At 71.7% G+C, this 14,548-nt stretch carries 15 protein-coding genes and 1 tRNA gene; 12 read left to right on the top strand and 4 right to left on the bottom strand.

Translation table 11 applies throughout. The annotated features are described in order from the left end of the window. The first annotated feature begins 174 nt into the window (after positions 1 to 174). From BM041_RS13045 to BM041_RS12990, 12 genes are all read left to right on the top strand, one after another. Entirely contained in the window at positions 175 to 666 is a 492-nt protein-coding gene (locus BM041_RS13045; protein ID WP_092960120.1) for an A24 family peptidase, read from the top strand. 9 nt (positions 667 to 675) lie between these two features. Further along, a complete protein-coding gene (gene cpaB / locus BM041_RS13040; protein WP_092960118.1) occupies positions 676 to 1,521 on the top strand; it encodes a Flp pilus assembly protein CpaB in 846 nt (281 codons plus the stop codon). 65 nt (positions 1,522 to 1,586) lie between these two features. Further along, positions 1,587 to 2,969, top strand: coding sequence for a type II and III secretion system protein family protein (locus BM041_RS13035; RefSeq protein WP_092960116.1), 1,383 nt, complete (start codon positions 1,587 to 1,589; stop codon positions 2,967 to 2,969). Then, a complete protein-coding gene (locus tag BM041_RS13030) occupies positions 2,966 to 3,268 on the top strand; it encodes a hypothetical protein (RefSeq protein WP_092960114.1) in 303 nt (100 codons plus the stop codon). Before BM041_RS13035 ends, BM041_RS13030 begins: the two co-directional genes overlap by 4 nt. Continuing rightward, complete coding sequence (locus BM041_RS13025) at positions 3,265 to 4,494, top strand: AAA family ATPase (protein WP_092960112.1); 1,230 nt, start codon at positions 3,265 to 3,267, stop codon at positions 4,492 to 4,494. Before BM041_RS13030 ends, BM041_RS13025 begins: the two co-directional genes overlap by 4 nt. Then, complete coding sequence (locus tag BM041_RS13020; protein ID WP_092960110.1) at positions 4,491 to 5,900, top strand: CpaF family protein; 1,410 nt, start codon at positions 4,491 to 4,493, stop codon at positions 5,898 to 5,900. The genes BM041_RS13025 and BM041_RS13020 overlap by 4 nt, the downstream gene beginning before the upstream one ends. Next, positions 5,897 to 6,853, top strand: a complete 957-nt coding sequence (locus BM041_RS13015) for a type II secretion system F family protein (protein ID WP_092960108.1) — start codon at positions 5,897 to 5,899, stop codon at positions 6,851 to 6,853. Before BM041_RS13020 ends, BM041_RS13015 begins: the two co-directional genes overlap by 4 nt. Beyond that, positions 6,850 to 7,776: a type II secretion system F family protein gene (locus tag BM041_RS13010; protein ID WP_092960106.1), complete on the top strand. Its 927-nt coding sequence runs from the start codon at positions 6,850 to 6,852 to the stop codon at positions 7,774 to 7,776. Before BM041_RS13015 ends, BM041_RS13010 begins: the two co-directional genes overlap by 4 nt. After that, complete coding sequence (locus tag BM041_RS13005) at positions 7,770 to 8,252, top strand: TadE/TadG family type IV pilus assembly protein (RefSeq protein WP_092960104.1); 483 nt, start codon at positions 7,770 to 7,772, stop codon at positions 8,250 to 8,252. The genes BM041_RS13010 and BM041_RS13005 overlap by 7 nt, the downstream gene beginning before the upstream one ends. Next, positions 8,239 to 8,832 carry a TadE/TadG family type IV pilus assembly protein gene (locus BM041_RS13000; RefSeq protein WP_092960102.1) on the top strand — a complete coding sequence of 198 codons (594 nt, stop codon included), beginning with the start codon at positions 8,239 to 8,241 and terminating at the stop codon, positions 8,830 to 8,832. The genes BM041_RS13005 and BM041_RS13000 overlap by 14 nt, the downstream gene beginning before the upstream one ends. After that, positions 8,829 to 10,661 (top strand): pilus assembly protein TadG-related protein, encoded by a 1,833-nt coding sequence (locus tag BM041_RS12995; RefSeq protein WP_092960100.1) that lies wholly within the window; start codon positions 8,829 to 8,831, stop codon positions 10,659 to 10,661. The genes BM041_RS13000 and BM041_RS12995 overlap by 4 nt, the downstream gene beginning before the upstream one ends. Before the next feature lie 115 nt (positions 10,662 to 10,776). Then, complete coding sequence (locus BM041_RS12990; protein ID WP_092960098.1) at positions 10,777 to 11,616, top strand: tetratricopeptide repeat protein; 840 nt, start codon at positions 10,777 to 10,779, stop codon at positions 11,614 to 11,616. 98 nt (positions 11,617 to 11,714) lie between these two features. Here BM041_RS12990 and BM041_RS12985 read toward each other — a convergent pair. The 4 genes from BM041_RS12985 to BM041_RS12970 all read right to left on the bottom strand — a co-directional run bounded on the left by BM041_RS12985 (position 11,715) and on the right by BM041_RS12970 (position 14,503). Then, positions 11,715 to 11,791: transfer RNA gene (locus BM041_RS12985), tRNA-Pro, on the bottom strand. 54 nt (positions 11,792 to 11,845) lie between these two features. After that, on the bottom strand, positions 11,846 to 12,799 hold the full coding sequence (locus tag BM041_RS12980) for an aldo/keto reductase (protein ID WP_092960096.1): 954 nt from the start codon (positions 12,797 to 12,799) through the stop codon (positions 11,846 to 11,848). Further along, positions 12,796 to 13,479, bottom strand: a complete 684-nt coding sequence (locus BM041_RS12975) for a hypothetical protein (protein ID WP_092960094.1) — start codon at positions 13,477 to 13,479, stop codon at positions 12,796 to 12,798. Before BM041_RS12975 ends, BM041_RS12980 begins: the two co-directional genes overlap by 4 nt. Continuing rightward, positions 13,472 to 14,503 (bottom strand): zinc-dependent alcohol dehydrogenase, encoded by a 1,032-nt coding sequence (locus BM041_RS12970; protein ID WP_092960092.1) that lies wholly within the window; start codon positions 14,501 to 14,503, stop codon positions 13,472 to 13,474. Before BM041_RS12970 ends, BM041_RS12975 begins: the two co-directional genes overlap by 8 nt. Positions 14,504 to 14,548: the final 45 nt, after the last annotated feature.

Below are 14,548 nucleotides of genomic sequence, written 5' to 3'. Positions count from 1 at the left end.
ATCCTCGGCGCCGCCGTCATCACCGCCTTCACGACCCTCGGCACCGGCCTCGGCACCTTCTTCACCAGCGTCGTCGCCAAGCTGACCCTCTGACCGGCTGCCCCTTCCCCGCCGCGCCACGCGGCGCGGCGGGGTAGCGATACCCCGCACGCCGCCGGATTCCGGAACACACCCATGTCCATGATGGACGCCGTCGCGCCGCTCGCCGCCATCGCCCTGATCGCCGCGGCCCTGCACGACATGGTGGCGCGCACCATCCCGAATGCCATCCCCGCCTTCGTCGCCCTGCTGGGCCTGGCGCTGCGCGCCGCCGAGGGTGACCTGGCCTGGGGGCTTCTCGCCTTCGTCCTGGTCTTTGCCGTCGCCGCGATCGCCTGGCGCTACCACGTCATGGGCGGCGGCGATGTGAAGCTGCTGGCGGCCTGCGCGCTGCTGCCGCCGCCGGGCTCCGTCGCCGACATGCTGGTGGCGATCGCGCTGGCCGGCGGGGCGCTGTCCCTGGTCTACCTCGCCTTCCGCGGCCGCCGCCCCCTTCCCATTCCGCCGCGCGCCGTGTCCCTCCCCGCCCGTGCCTTTCGCGCGGAGGTGTGGCGCCTGCGGCGCGGCGGGCCCCTGCCCTACGGGGTTGCGATCTGCGGCGGCGTCCTTCTGACGCTGGCCGGCTGAGGTAGTCCCATGGTCCTCCGCTTCACCCTGTTCTCGGTCCTGATCCTGGGCCTGGTCGGCTTCCTTGGCGTGGCCTGGATCGGCCTGCGCCCGGCGCCGACGCCGCAGGAGATCGTCTCCGCCCCGGTGCGCGGCAGCTTCCTGTCCGCCGCGCGGCCGATCCGCGCGGGGTCCCTGCTGCGGCCGGACGACATCACCTCCGTCGAGCTCGATGTCGCGACGGTGCCGCCCGAAGCGCGGCGCGACACGCCCCAGGCGCGCGCGGAGCTGGTCGGCCAGATGGCGCTGCGCCCCGTCGGCCAGGGCAGCCCCTTCATGGCGGAGGATTTCCTGCGCCCCGGCGACCGCGGCTTCCTGGCCGCGCTGCTCGCGCCCGGCATGCGCGCGGCCTCCATCGGCGTGGACGCCATCAGCGGCATCTCCGGCCTGATCTGGCCGGGGGACCGGGTGGATGTCGTGCTGACCCAGACGATCGGGGATGAGACGGTGCCGCTCGAACGCCGCATCGCCGGCCAGACCGTGCTGATCGACAGCCGCGTCATCGCCATCGACCAGGCGATCGTGCAGGGCGCCGTGGGCGATGGGCCGGAGGCCAACCGCCAGGTCCGCACCGTGACGCTGGAAGTGGCGCCCCATGCGGCGGAACGCCTGGCCGTCGCCGCGCGCCTCGGTCGCCTCAGCCTGACCGTCCGCGCGAGTTCGAACCGCGAAGGCGATGCGGTGCAGGAGACGGATAGCGTGACCTGGGGGGGCGATGTGTCGCCGGCGTTGCGTGCGGCCCCCGGAACGGTCACGAATCCGCGACCCATCCAGGTCCATCTGGGCGGGAATCGTCGTGAGGAGTTCCGGTTCTGACCCCCGCCCTTCGCCTCAGGCTTTCCGCCGCCCTGCTGCCCTGCCTGCTGGGCGCGGCGCTGGTCGTGCCGGCGCTTGCGCCGGCGCAGACGCTGGCCCCCACCCCGGCACAGCCCCAGCAGGCCCGGCCCGCCGCGACCCCCGGCATCGCCCCGGGCGGCACGGTGCTGCAGGGCGGCGCGCCGCTGGCGCTCAGCGCCGGTTCCGGCCGCGTCGTGCAGACCTCCCGCCCCGTCGCCTCCGTCTTCGCGGCCGATCCGCGGGTGGCGGAGGTGCGACCCGCCAGCCCCACCTCGCTCTTCGTCTTCGGCGTCGCGCCGGGCCGCACCACGGTCGCCGCGCTGGATTCGGATGGCACGGTGGTGGCGCAGCATGAGGTGACGGTGCGCCCGACGGCCTTCACGGCGCCCGAGGCGCAATCGGTGCTGTCGCGCGTGATGCCCAGCCGGAACGCGCGGATCGAGACGCGCCCCGGCGGCCTGGCCCTGCTGGGGGAGGTCAACACCCCCGCCGAGGCCGAGCAGGCCGTCGCCATCGCCCGCGGACACCTGGCGGAGGGCCAGACGCTCGACAACCGCCTCGTCGTGCTGGGGCAGGTGCAGGTGAACCTGCGCGTGCGCATCGCCGAAGTGTCGCGGGAAGTGGCGCGGGCGATCGGCATCGACTGGCAGAACATCGGCAATGTCGGCCGCTTCTCGCTCAACCTGACAACGCAGAACCTGCTGACCAGCGCCATCAACTCACCCTCCCGGATCGCTGCCGCCTATAGCGGCACGCCGGACGTGAATGCGCTGATCGACCTGCTGGCGCGGGACCGGCTGATTCGCCTGCTGGCGGAGCCGAACCTGACGGCGATGAGCGGCGAGACCGCGAGCTTCCTGGCCGGCGGCGAATTCCCCATCCCGGTCGGGCTCCGCGACGGCAACATCACGATCCAGTTCAAGGAATACGGCGTCGGGCTCGCCTTCGTGCCGACGGTGCTGGCGCCGAACCGGATCAGCCTGCGCGTGCGGCCGGAGGTCAGCGAGCTGACCGAACAGGGCGCGGTGCGGCTTTCCAGCGGCAATGCCTCCATCCAGATCCCCGCGCTGACCGTGCGGCGGGCGGAGACGACGGTGGAACTCGGCAGCGGCCAGTCCTTCGCCATCGCGGGGCTGCTGACGGACGCCTCCACCAGCACGGGCCGCGCCCTGCCCGGGATCGGCGAATTGCCGATCATCGGCCAGCTTTTCCGTTCCGACAGCTTCCAGCGGAACGAGACGGAGCTGGTGATCATCATCACCCCCTACATCGTGCGCGGCACGACGGACCCGAACGCGCTGCGCGCGCCGACGGACCGGCAGTTGCAGGCCGATGACATCGATCGCGGGATGCTAGGGCGGCAGTTGGGATCACCGCGCGGCGGCCCGCCCCGGCTGCCGGGCATGGCGGGGTTCTCCATGCCATGAAGACGATCCGCATCACCGTCCTCGGCACCGCGCTGCTGCTGGGCGCCTGCACCGGCAGCGGCCTCGACCCCTATTCGCGGGAGGGGAACTGGCGCCCGAACGGCGCCAATGAGGCGAACCTGATCCAGATGCTGGCGACGCCCACGGACTACACCCAGGGCCAGGCGGCACCGGACGCGATGGGCGAACTCGCCACCGCCGCCGTGCAGCGGCTGCTGCAGGACCGCGTGCGGAACCTGCCGGCCTCCGCCACCACCCAGGGCATGGCCGGGGCCTCCGGCATCGGGGGCGCGCAATGAACGCCTTCGACAAGCTGGCGGCGGAGGCGGGGGAGGAGACCGCCGCCTCCTTCCGCACGGACCGCAAGCCGCTGATCTGCTTCGCGACCGATGCCACGACGGAAGCGACGCTGCGCGAAGGGTTCCAGGACCTGGCGCCGCCGGGTTCGGAATTCCGCCGCGGCGACATCAACGCCGCCATCGCCCTGCTGCGCACCACGCCCACGCCCTGGACGCTGCTCGTGGACCTCACCGGCCATCCCCAGCCCTTCGCGGCGCTGGAGGATCTGTCGGAGGTGGTGGAACCCGACGTCCGTGTGCTGGTGATCGGCGACCGCACGGACCTCGGCTTCTACCGCCACATCACGCGCAACGTCGGCGTCGCGGACTACATGTACAAGCCGCTGACGGCGGCGCTGATCGCGGAGAATTTCGGCGCCGTCGTCGCCCGCAAGCGGCAGGAACGCACGGTGCGCGGCGGAAGGCTGCTGACCATCACCGGCGCGCGGGGCGGCGTCGGCGCCTCCTCCATCGCGGGGAACCTGGCGTGGTATCTCGCCAATGTCGCCAAGCGGCACAGCCTGGCGCTGGATGCGGATACGCAGCGCGGGACGCTGGCGCTGATGCTGGCGGCGGAGGCAGGTGGCGGCCTGCGCACCGCCCTGGAACAGCCCGCCCGCGTGGATGAGCTGTTCGTGGAGCGCACCGCCCATGCCGTGAATGACCGGCTGCATGTGCTGGCGGCGGAGGAACAGCTGAACGCCCCGGTGAACTACGCGACCGGCGCGGCGGACAGGCTGATCAGCCTGGCGCGGCGCCGCTACAACTTCATCGTCGCCGACGTGCCCTTCCAGCCCGCGGGCTTCGGGCACGAGCTGCTGGACATCGCGCAGCAGCGCGTCATCGTCATGGAACCGACACTGGCCTGCGTGCGGGATGCGCTGCGGCTGCTGATGCTGCCCCCCGGCAGCGGCCAGGCAAGCCGCCCTCTCCTCGTCCTCAACCGCGCCGGCCGCCCGGGCGGCCTTTCGACCGCCAAGATCACCGAGGTGATGAAGCAGGAACCGGACGTCGTGATCCCCGACCAGGCCCGCAAGGTCGAGGAAGCGGCGACGCTGGGCCAGGCCGTGGAGGGTGCCTTCCGCGATGGCATCGCGCGGGTCGCGGTGGCCTGCGGCGCGGCATCCGCGCCCCCGCCCGGCCTCGGCAGCCGCCTGGCCAAGCTGCGGAAGCTGTTCCGGAAATGAGCGGCTTCGCCACCCCGAGCTTCGGCCGCCGCCGCAGCGATTCGACCCCCGCCCCGGTGCCCACCCTGGCGCCGCCGCCCGCCCCGTCGCCGGCATCGCCTTCCGCCTTCGCGCCGCGGCCGCGCCAGGCGGCGACATCGGGCGCCAACCCGGTGATGGCGGAACTGCGGACGCTCTGCCTCCAGCGCGTCGATCCCGCCATGGTCGCGGACATGCCGCATGAGCGGCTGGCGGCGGAGGTGGAGCGGCTGCTGGCGGAGATCGCGACCGAGCAGCGCCGCCAGCTGAACGCCCGCGAACAGCGCCAGCTGGCGCTGGAGCTGGTGGATGACATGCTGGGCCTCGGCCCGCTGGAGCCGCTGCTGGACGACGACACCGTGACCGACATCATGGTGAACGGACCGGAGAAGGTGTTCATCGAGCAGCGCGGCAAGGTCACGCTGTCCGGCGTGCGGTTCCGCGATTCGCAGCACCTCGCCAACATCGCGCAGCGCATCGCCGCGGCGGTGGGGCGGCGGGTGGATGAAAGCAGCCCGATGGTCGATGCGCGCCTGCAGGATGGCAGCCGCATCAACATCGTCTTCCCGCCGCTGGCGCTCGACGGGCCCTGCCTCTCGATTCGTAAGTTCTCCCGCAAGCTGATCGACTTCGACAAGCTGGTGGAGAACGGGTCGATCCCGCGCCAGATGGCGCGCGTGCTGCAGATCGCGTCGCAATGCCGGCTGAACGTCATCATCTCCGGCGGCACGGGTTCGGGGAAGACGACGCTGCTGAACGCGATGAGCCGCCTGATCGACCCGGGCGAACGGGTGATCACGGTGGAGGACGCGGCGGAGCTGCAATTGCAGCAGCCCCATGTCGTGCGGCTGGAGACGCGCCCGGCCTCGCTCGAAGGCCGGGGCGAGATCAACCAGCGCGACCTGGTGCGCAACGCGCTCCGCATGCGGCCCGACCGCATCATCCTCGGCGAGTGCCGCGGCGCGGAAGCCTTCGACATGCTCCAGGCCATGAATACGGGCCATGACGGCAGCATGAGCACGATCCACGCCAACACGTCCCGCGATGCGCTGATCCGTATCGAGAACATGGTGACGATGGGCAATTTCGGCTTGCCGACGCGCGCCGTGCGCACGCAGATCGCCAGCGCCGTCGACATCATCGTGCAGGTGGAACGCCAGCGCGACGGCGTCCGCCGCGTGACGCAGGTGACCGAGCTGGTGGGGATGGAGGGCGAGGTCTTCACCCTCAACGACATCTTCCTGGCGGAGCATGATGGCGAGGATGCGGATGGCAGGCTGAAGGTGCGCTGGCGCGTCAACCGCGCGCGTCCCGCCTTCACCCAGCGCCTGGCCTATTTCGGCCTGGAGCGCGCCTGGATGGCCGCCTTCGACGAGCCCGACCGATGAGCCCCGAGACGCTGGTCCTGGTCGGCGGGGTGATCTTCGCCACGCTGGCGATCGGCGTGGTGATGGGGCTGTCCGCGCTGGGCCGTTCGGAGAAGCGGCAGGCGCGGATCGCCGGCGTGGTGTCGCCCTATCTCCAGAACGTCACGGTCCGCGCCGTGCGGCCGAGCCTGTCGCAGACCTTCGCGCGGTCGCCCCTGATGCCCAAGGTGGCGGCCCTGTTCGGCATCGTGCCGGAGCTTCGCCACCACTATCCCCTGCCCTGGTGGCTGGTGCTGGTGCTGTCGCTGGTGGCGGCGCGGCTCGGGCTCGGCATGGTGGCGGTGATCGCGGGGGAGGCCATCGTGGTGGCGACGCCCGTGGCCTGGCTGTTCATCGCGCGGATCATGTTCGCCCGCTTCCACGGCCAGCATCGCCGGCGGCTGTTCATCCAGCTGCCGGATGCGCTCGGCCTCGTCATCCGCGCCACGCGCATCGGCATTCCCGCGACGGAGGCGATGCGCACCGTCGCCAAGGAAGCGCCGATGCCGACGGCCGAGGAGTTCCGCAAGATCGCCGACCGGCTTTCCATCGGCATGCCCTTCGACCGGGCGCTGGAGGAGACGGCGCTGAAGAACGGCGTGCCGGAATACCGCTTCTTCTCCACCGCCATGTCGCTGCAGGCGCAGACCGGCGGCGGGCTGTCGGAGACGCTGGAGAACCTGGCCGATGTGGTGCGCAAGCGCGTCGCGCTGCGCGCCCGCGGCCTGGCGCTGGCATCGGAGGCGCGGACATCCGCCGCCATCCTGGCCGGGCTGCCCTTCGGCGCGGGCGGGCTGATCGCGCTGCTGAACCCGTCCTACGCCGCCGTCCTGATCAACGATGAAAGCGGGCAGCGCATCCTGGCGCTGGCCATCGGCATGCTGCTGTTCGGCATCCTGAGCATGCAGGGCATCATCAAGAAGTCGCTGTCATGACGACGGAACTCGCCATCATCATGCTGCTGGCGGGCATCGTGCTGGCCCTGGTCGGGCTGGTGCTGGCGCGCACGCTGCGGGCGGAGCAGCGCGTGGCGACGCGGCTGCTGGCGGTGCAGCGCGGCGTCGGCGTGGACCAGGTGGCGGTGCCGTGGTCGCTGCAGCGCGCGGTGCTGCAGGGATTCGCGCGGCTCGGCACCGCGCTGACGCGGGCGGGCATCCTCTCCCCCCGCACCGTGGCGGATCTGGAGCAGACACTGTCGGCGGCCGGCTTCCGCAGCAGCGGCGCGCTGCCGGTCTTCCTCGGCGCCAAGCTCGTCATGCTCGTCTCCGTGCCCGCCTTCGCCTTCGTGCTGGTCACGGTCGCGGAGGTGCAGCAGCCCGCCAAGGGCATGCTGCTGGCGATGGCCGCGGTCGCCGGGATGCTGATCCCCGACCTCGTCGCCAAGCGGCTGCGCAAGCGCTACCTGAAGGAGCTGGAGCAGGGCCTGCCGGATGCGCTTGACCTGATGGTGATCTGCACGGAGGCGGGCCTTTCCCTGGAAGGCGCGATCGACCGCGTTTCGGTCGAGATCGCGCCCGCCAACCGCTCCATCGCCGCCGAATTGTCGTTGTGCGGCAGCGAGCTTCGCATCCTGGCCGACCGGCGCGCGGCGCTGATGAACATGGCGGAGCGCACGCGGCTGGACGTGATGCGCCGCGTGGCGGTGATGCTGGCGCAGTCGCTGCAATTCGGCACGCCGATCACGGTGGCGCTGCGCACCCTGTCGCATGAGATGCGGGGCGAGCAGCTGACGCGATTCGAGGCGCGGGCCGCGCGGCTGCCGGTGCTGCTGACCGTGCCGATGATCGTCTTCATCCTGCCGACGCTGTTCCTGATCGTCGGCGGGCCGGCCATCCTGCAGGTGCTGCGGTCATGGTGAAGCGCATCCGCGACCGCTTCCCCCGGCTCGGCAATCGCGGCGCCTATGCGCTGGAATTCGCGCTGCTGACACCGGTGTTCCTGACGCTGATCACCATGACGATGGAGATCGCCTGGCAGCTCGCCATCGGGGCGGGGCTGGACCATGGCACGCGGGTGGCCGCGCGCTGGGCGGCGACGGGGCAGACCGCGCCATCCGGGCTGACCAGTTCGCAGTACGTGGCGCGCGTGGTCGCGCAATCCTCGGGGATGCCGATCGTCGCCACCAATTTGACGGTGACGACGGAATCCTTCGCCTCCATCGGGTCGATGACGGTGGCGACACCGGGGCTCGGCACCGCGGGGCAGATCGTTCGCTTCCGCATTGTCTATCAATCCACGGCGCTGACGCCGGTCGGCCGCAGCCTGGTTCCCAACGGGCTGTTCCGGCATTCCACCAGCGTCATCGCCCGCAACGAACCCTATGCGACGCGATGACGGTCGCGCCGGCATCGCGTCGCTGGAATTCGCGATCATGCTGCCGGCGCTGCTGGTGCTGTTCGTCGGTGTCGCGGAGGCGCTGCTCTACATGCGCACCTGGTACCGGCTGGACCGCACGGCGATGGAGATCGCCAACATCACCTCGCAATACGAGACGATGAACACGGCCACCGTCAGCCAGCTGTTCGACGCGGCGAACAGCATCGCCTCTCCCATCATGGCCAATTCGGCGACCGGCAATGCCAGTTCGCGCGCCCGCACGGCGATCGGCGTGGTCAGCAATACTGGCGCCGGGAACGCCTTGTCCTGGACCTGCTACCGGGGCGAGTCGACGCTGCCTGCCACCATCGCGGGGCGGACGACCCTGCCGAACGGCCTGGTGGTGCCGAGCGGCCAGACGCTGGTGGTGGTGGAGGTGGTGAATGCCGCCCGGCCCTGGCAGATCCTGGCGCGGCTGGCGACGATCACGAAGTTCCTGGGCTTCACCGTGCCGGACCCGGGGCCCATCCGCACCTATGCCATCGTGCGCCCGCGGACCGGCACGCTGAGCACGCTGACCGGGGGCTGCCCGGCATGATCGCGTCCCTGCTTCGCCTGCTGCGCGGATCGCGCGCCGGGCTGGCCGACCGCCGCGCCAATCTGGCGATCATGGTCGGGCTGATGATGGTGCCGCTGACCGGCTTCGTCGCCGTCGCCGTGGATGGGATGCGCGCCTGGCTGGTCTATTCGCGGATGACCGCGGCGCTGGATGCCGCGGCGCTGGCCGGTGCGCGCAACATCGGCCTGGCGGCCGCGACCCGGAACAACGAAGTCTCCTCCCTGTTCTGGGCCAACATGTCCGTCAAGCAGTCGGGCTGGACGGCGGCGACCGGCCTGACGCAGTCCTGGAAGAGCTTCCTCGATTCCAGCGTGCGGCTGGAGACGCTGACCGCGCTGGACCAGCTGACCTTCCAGGTCACGGCCAGCGCGCAGATGCCGACGACCTTCGCCAATGTGATCGGCATCAGCACCTTCACCATGCGCGGTTCCGCCCGCGCGCAGCGGGCGAATACGGGGCTGGAACTGGCGCTCGTCCTCGACATCACGGGGTCGATGGACACGAACTGCACCCTGCCGTCGAACCGCACCACGACGAACTGCGCCATCACCACCATCCCGCGCGCGTCGAACCAGGTCATCTCCGCCGTCAACAACAATGCCGACCTGATGCGCGTCGCGGCGGCGGACCTGGTCAACATCGTCTTCGGCAACAACGAGACGCAGCGCAACCTCTACGTCTCCGTCGTGCCCTTCACCACCACGGTGAATCTCGGCCCGACCCGCACCGCCTGGCTGGATGCGACGTCGCGCGCGAACCTCAACGCCAATTTCAGCCCGACCACCTGGTGGGGCTGCGTGGAAGCGCGGGTCGGCTATGCCGGCGCGCCCGCGGATGGCGACCGCAACGACTATACGCCGGCGGAGGTGCCCTTCCGCCCCTTCTACTGGCCCTCCACCCTGGGCGTGTACACGCGCAACGGCAGCCGCATGCCCGGGGACAATGACTGGGCGCGGCGGCTGTGGAACGCGACGACGACGGGCACGGATGCGATCACGGAATCCTGGTTCCAGTGGCGCGCCAATTGGCAGGTCGGGCCCAATTCCGGCTGTCCCTCCACCCCCGTGCTGCCGCTGTCCACCAGCAAGACCGCCGTGCTGGACACGATCCAGAGCATGCGGGCCAACAACCGCGGCGGCACCATGGGCAATCTCGGCCTGCTGGCGGGCTGGTGGACGCTGAGCCCGCGCTGGCGCGCCACCTGGAACCTCGGCCCCGCGCCGGATGGGCAGGCCACGTCGCTGCCGCTGGCCTACAACACGCCGAACATGCGCAAGGTCATCGTGATGATGACCGACGGCGACCAGAACTGGTTCGATTCGCCCAACGGCCTGCCGGGCGCCTGCACCTCGTCGGCTGATTCGCGGTCCTTCCCCACGGCGGCCGCCGGCTTCGCGGCGCCAGGCCCCACCATGGTCCTGCAAGCCGTGGACTGCCCCTCCTCCTCCCAGCTCAGCAGCGTGGTGGTGGCGGCGGGCGGGCCGGCGATCTCGGGCAATGCCGACTATACCGGCTATGGGCGGCTCGGCGACCGGCGGCTGGGCGGCACCATCACCACCAGCGCGGCGGCGACGACGGAGCTGAACAACCGCCTTGCCGCGCTCTGCACCACCATCAAGAACAACGGCATCATGATCTACACGATGGTGGTGAACACCACGGGGTCCGTCAGCACGGCCACGCGCAACCTCTACCAGAACTGCGCGACGGCGCCGGCGAACTACTACCTGGTGACCACGCCGGACCAGCTTCGGCCGACCTTCCAGCTCATCGCCAATGAGCTGACGAACCTCAGGATCGTGCAGTGATCGCGCCTTCTGCGCGGCGCCTGCCGCCCCCACCATCACGGGGCTTGTGATGCGCACCACCCCAATGCAAGGTCCGGCGGCCGCGGATCCCAGCGACGGAGCCCTCCCCCTGCCCATGCGCCATCCCTCCCCCGCATCGCCGCGCCGCCTGCGCGGCCTTGCCCGGATCCTGCTGGTGGCCTCGGCCTGCGTCATCACGATGGCGGGATGCGCGCGCCTGCCCAACCCGCTGGCCCAGCGCCCCCAGGCCGCCGCCGTGCCCGCGCCGCGGCCGATCGACCAGCTGCGCGCCACCGCCCAGGCCAGCCCGGAGGATCGCTTCGCCCAGGCCCGCCTGGCGGATGCGGCGGAAGCGGCCGGGCTGCATGCGGAAGCCTCCGCGGCGCTGCAACGCGTGATCGACCTGGATGGCTCGACGCCCGAACGGCTGGTGCGGCTGGGCACCATGCATCTGCGCGCCGGCAACCTGGCGGCAGGGGAAGCGGCCTTCGCCGCGGCCCGCGCCCAGGCGCCCCGCCATGCCGGCGCCGCCGCCGGGCTAGCGCTGACCTTCGACATGCTGGGCGACACCGCCCGCGCGCAGGAAGCCTATCGCCAGGCGCGCATCGCGGCGCCGAATGACTGGACGATCCGCAGCAACCAGGCGGTGTCCCTGCTGCTGGCGAAGCGGCTGCCGGAGGCCGAGCGCACCCTGGCGCCGGCGGAGCGGGAGGCCGATGCCCCCCAGCGGGCGCGGCACAACCTGGCGCTGATCCTGGCCGCGCGCGGCGAACATGCCCGCGTCGTGCGCCTGCTGCGGCGCGACGCCGCCGGCACGGATGCGGAAGCACTGGCGCTGGAGTTCAAGAGCTTCGCCGAATGGCTGGCGACCGCGCCGGAAGCCGAGGCCAGCGCCCTGCTGCTGCAACCCGCGACCTTGCGCGCCATCCCGCGAGAGGGCCGCGCCGGCAACTGAACCGGCCGCACCGGCCCCGGAAGCACCAGGACCCCGGAATCACGAAGGCCCGGCGGAGCGATCCGCCGGGCCTTCGTGAGTCCTGAACCGGTTCAGGATGGTCGGAGCGGCGGGATTCGAACCCACGACCCCCAGTCCCCCAGACTGATGCGCTACCAGACTGCGCTACGCTCCGACTGCGGGGGCAATAGCATCGGGGTTTGGGGCCGCCAACCCCCGGGGCGCCACACTATGCGGGAATGGCACGGATCAACCCCTGTGCAAGCAGGTCGGACCAGAGCGCAACGGGGGGCTCCGCCGCCAGCAGCGCCAAATTGGCCGCGAGTTCCGACGGCGCCTGGTGGCCGACGACCACGCCCTTTACGGCGGGGCACAGCAGGGGGAAGCGGATCGCGGCGGCGGCGATGGTCACGCCATGGCGGGCGCAGACGGCCTCGATCGCCGCGGTGCGGGCCAGCAGGTCGGGGGCCGCGGGCTTGTAGCGATAGCGCGCGGCCGGCGTGGCGCCGGTGGCGAGGATCCCCGTCTCGAAGGGGGCGGCGAAGAGCACGGGCGTGCCGGTGGCGACACAATGCGGCAGCAGCGCCTCGCAGGCTTCCTGGTGCAGCAGCGTGCAGGCGCCGGCCAGCATCACGGCATCGAAGGGTGCCTCCTGCAACAGGCGGAGGATCGGCACGGGATCGCGCATGGCGACGCCGATGGCGCCGACCACGCCCGCGGCCTTCAGCCGTTGCAGCACGGGGAAGGCGCCCTTGAGGGCCAGGGCGTGCTGGGCCTCATAGGCATCGCCATGCAGGCTGGGCTGCACGTCATGGATGAAGACCAGGTCGAGGCGTTCGGTGTGCAGGCGCGACAGCGCGGTGCGGATCGTGGCCTCCGTCCCCGCCGCGCTGTAGTCGAAGCGATCCGTGCCATCGGGCAGCAGGTAGCGCCCCGTCTTGGTGCCAAGGACATAGGCATCCCGCTTCCGGCCCCGCAGCGCCAGGCCGAGGCGCCGCTCGCTCTCGCCCCCCGCGTAATAGGCGGCGGTGTCGAAGTAGCGGAGGCCGGCATCCCAGGCGGCATCGACGACGGCCTTCACGCCCCCCTCCCCGGCCGCGCTGGCCAGCGAGCCGCCGCCGATGCCGAGGCGGGACATCATCAGCCCCGTGGCGCCGAAGGGGATGCGATCGGTGGCGTTCATGCGGGCGGGTTCCAGTGCGGGCGGCGATGCGCGGCGCGTTCGCCGGGCGCGGCGCCGGGAAAGACGAAGAGCAGGTCGTGGACGCCGCCGAGATCCGCGGGCGCGGCGCCCGGGGCGAAGCGCGCGGCGGCGGAGGCGAAGGCGCGGGCAGCCGAGTCCCGGTCCTGCGCCTCCAGCAGCAGCACGGCGGTGAAATCCAGCGTCGCGCCGGCGCCGCCCGTGCCCAGGCGATGCGCGGGCGCGTCATCCGGCGCGCGCAGGCCAAGCCGGGCGCCGATCAGGCCGGGCGAGGCGGCGAGTGCCGTCACATCGATACCGGCCGCATCCCGCAGCCGCAGCACCGCCAGCGCGGCGCCCATGCCGCTTCCCGCGCGCGCCACCTCCCGGCACGGCGCGCGGAGGAAGTGGCGGAAATCGGGGCGCATGGAGGCGGACCAGGGCGTGGGATTGGCCAGCAGGTCCCGGTATTCCGGCGTGGCGAGGGCATCGAGGCCGTCCATCTCATACAGCGTGAACCAGCGATGGGTGGGGTGCGCGGGGTCGCGGTAGCGGCGGCCAGCGCGGAATCCGGGGGCGGCTACGCGTTCGGGCACATGTTCGCGGGCGTGCCATTCCTCGTATTCGGCCTCCCGCCCCGGGGCCAGATCATTCCAGAGGGCGAGGAAGGCGGGCTCACTCATCGCCGGGCTCCGGCAGCAGGACCGCCTTGGTGGCGTCGCGCCGGCGGGTGATGGCGAAGCCGTCCAGCGCATCCCGCAACGGCAGTCGATGCGTGACCATGGGGGCGAGAGCCTGCCCCTGGCGGATGACGAAATCCAGCGTCCGCGCCCAATCGGCCTGCTTCCCCCGGTTGGTGCCGCGGAGCTGGAGTTGTTCGCGGACCACGGTGTTGAGCGGGATCTCCGCCGGGCAGGGGTGGATGCCGGCGATGACGAGGACGCCTTCGCGACGCAGCAGCGGCAGGGCCTCGGCCACCAGAGTGGGCATGCCCACTGCCTCGAACACCACGTCGAAGCGGCCACTGGCGGCCAGGTGGGTGAGGCCCTTGTTACCCACCTCCCGCAACCCGTGAAAACCCAGGCGTTCCAGGACGGCGAATCGCGGGGCATCGTCGCGGCCGGCGATGGTGACCTCCGCCGCGCCCGCCTCCCGCGCCATGAGTGCGATCGCCTGGCCGATGGCGCCGGGGCCGAGGACCAGGACCCGGTCCCCGGGCGCGATACCGCCCACGGAGACGGCGCGCGCGCCGATCACCAGCGGTTCCGTCAGCGCGGCGATGGCGGGATCGAAGCCCGGCGGCAAAGGCAGGCAGTTGCGGGCGGGGGCCAGGACGAAGGGCGCGAAGCCCCCTTCCCGCGTCATGCCGATGCCCCGCCGGTCCAGGCAGCGATCACGGTCATCGCCGAGGCAGGCGGCGCAGCGGCCGCAGGTGACGGAGGGGATGACCACCACGGGCGTGCCAGCGGGCAGGCCGGGCTCGCCGGAGTCGACGACGCGGCCCGCCAGTTCGTGGCCGAGCGTGACCGGCATGGCGGCGGTGATGAACTCGTAGCCGCCCGACCAATCCTCGATATGCAGGTCGCTGCCGCAGATGCCCGCGGCCTCCACCCGGACCAGGACCTCGCCCGGGCCGGGCGGCGGCGGGCGGGGGATGTCACAGAGCAGCAGGCCCGGGGCGGGGGCCAGCTTGCGAAGGGCTTTCATGCGGGGTGCGGCTGCGGAATCATGCGCCGCAGGGTGGCGCGTTCA

Origin of the sequence: Falsiroseomonas stagni DSM 19981, assembly GCF_900114315.1 — a bacterium.
Classification (GTDB): Bacteria; Pseudomonadota; Alphaproteobacteria; order Acetobacterales; family Acetobacteraceae; genus Falsiroseomonas; species Falsiroseomonas stagni.
The sequence above is the reverse complement of the archived record's forward strand: the minus strand, read 5'-3'. Positions and strand labels throughout refer to the sequence as shown.

Excerpts from the sequence above, each read along its gene's own strand:
- BM041_RS13025 (WP_092960112.1), top strand. The coding sequence starts at position 3,265 with ATGAACGCCTTCGACAAGCTGGCGGCGGAGGCGGGGGAGGAGACCGCC.
- BM041_RS12975 (WP_092960094.1), bottom strand. The coding sequence starts at position 13,479 with ATGAGTGAGCCCGCCTTCCTCGCCCTCTGGAATGATCTGGCCCCGGGG.
- BM041_RS13015 (WP_092960108.1), top strand. The coding sequence starts at position 5,897 with ATGAGCCCCGAGACGCTGGTCCTGGTCGGCGGGGTGATCTTCGCCACG.
- BM041_RS12970 (WP_092960092.1), bottom strand. The coding sequence starts at position 14,503 with ATGAAAGCCCTTCGCAAGCTGGCCCCCGCCCCGGGCCTGCTGCTCTGT.
- cpaB (WP_092960118.1), top strand. The coding sequence starts at position 676 with ATGGTCCTCCGCTTCACCCTGTTCTCGGTCCTGATCCTGGGCCTGGTC.
- BM041_RS13005 (WP_092960104.1), top strand. The coding sequence starts at position 7,770 with ATGGTGAAGCGCATCCGCGACCGCTTCCCCCGGCTCGGCAATCGCGGC.
- BM041_RS13045 (WP_092960120.1), top strand. The coding sequence starts at position 175 with ATGTCCATGATGGACGCCGTCGCGCCGCTCGCCGCCATCGCCCTGATC.
- BM041_RS13000 (WP_092960102.1), top strand. The coding sequence starts at position 8,239 with ATGCGACGCGATGACGGTCGCGCCGGCATCGCGTCGCTGGAATTCGCG.
- BM041_RS13010 (WP_092960106.1), top strand. The coding sequence starts at position 6,850 with ATGACGACGGAACTCGCCATCATCATGCTGCTGGCGGGCATCGTGCTG.
- BM041_RS12995 (WP_092960100.1), top strand. The coding sequence starts at position 8,829 with ATGATCGCGTCCCTGCTTCGCCTGCTGCGCGGATCGCGCGCCGGGCTG.
- BM041_RS12990 (WP_092960098.1), top strand. The coding sequence starts at position 10,777 with ATGCGCCATCCCTCCCCCGCATCGCCGCGCCGCCTGCGCGGCCTTGCC.
- BM041_RS13020 (WP_092960110.1), top strand. The coding sequence starts at position 4,491 with ATGAGCGGCTTCGCCACCCCGAGCTTCGGCCGCCGCCGCAGCGATTCG.
- BM041_RS12980 (WP_092960096.1), bottom strand. The coding sequence starts at position 12,799 with ATGAACGCCACCGATCGCATCCCCTTCGGCGCCACGGGGCTGATGATG.
- BM041_RS13030 (WP_092960114.1), top strand. The coding sequence starts at position 2,966 with ATGAAGACGATCCGCATCACCGTCCTCGGCACCGCGCTGCTGCTGGGC.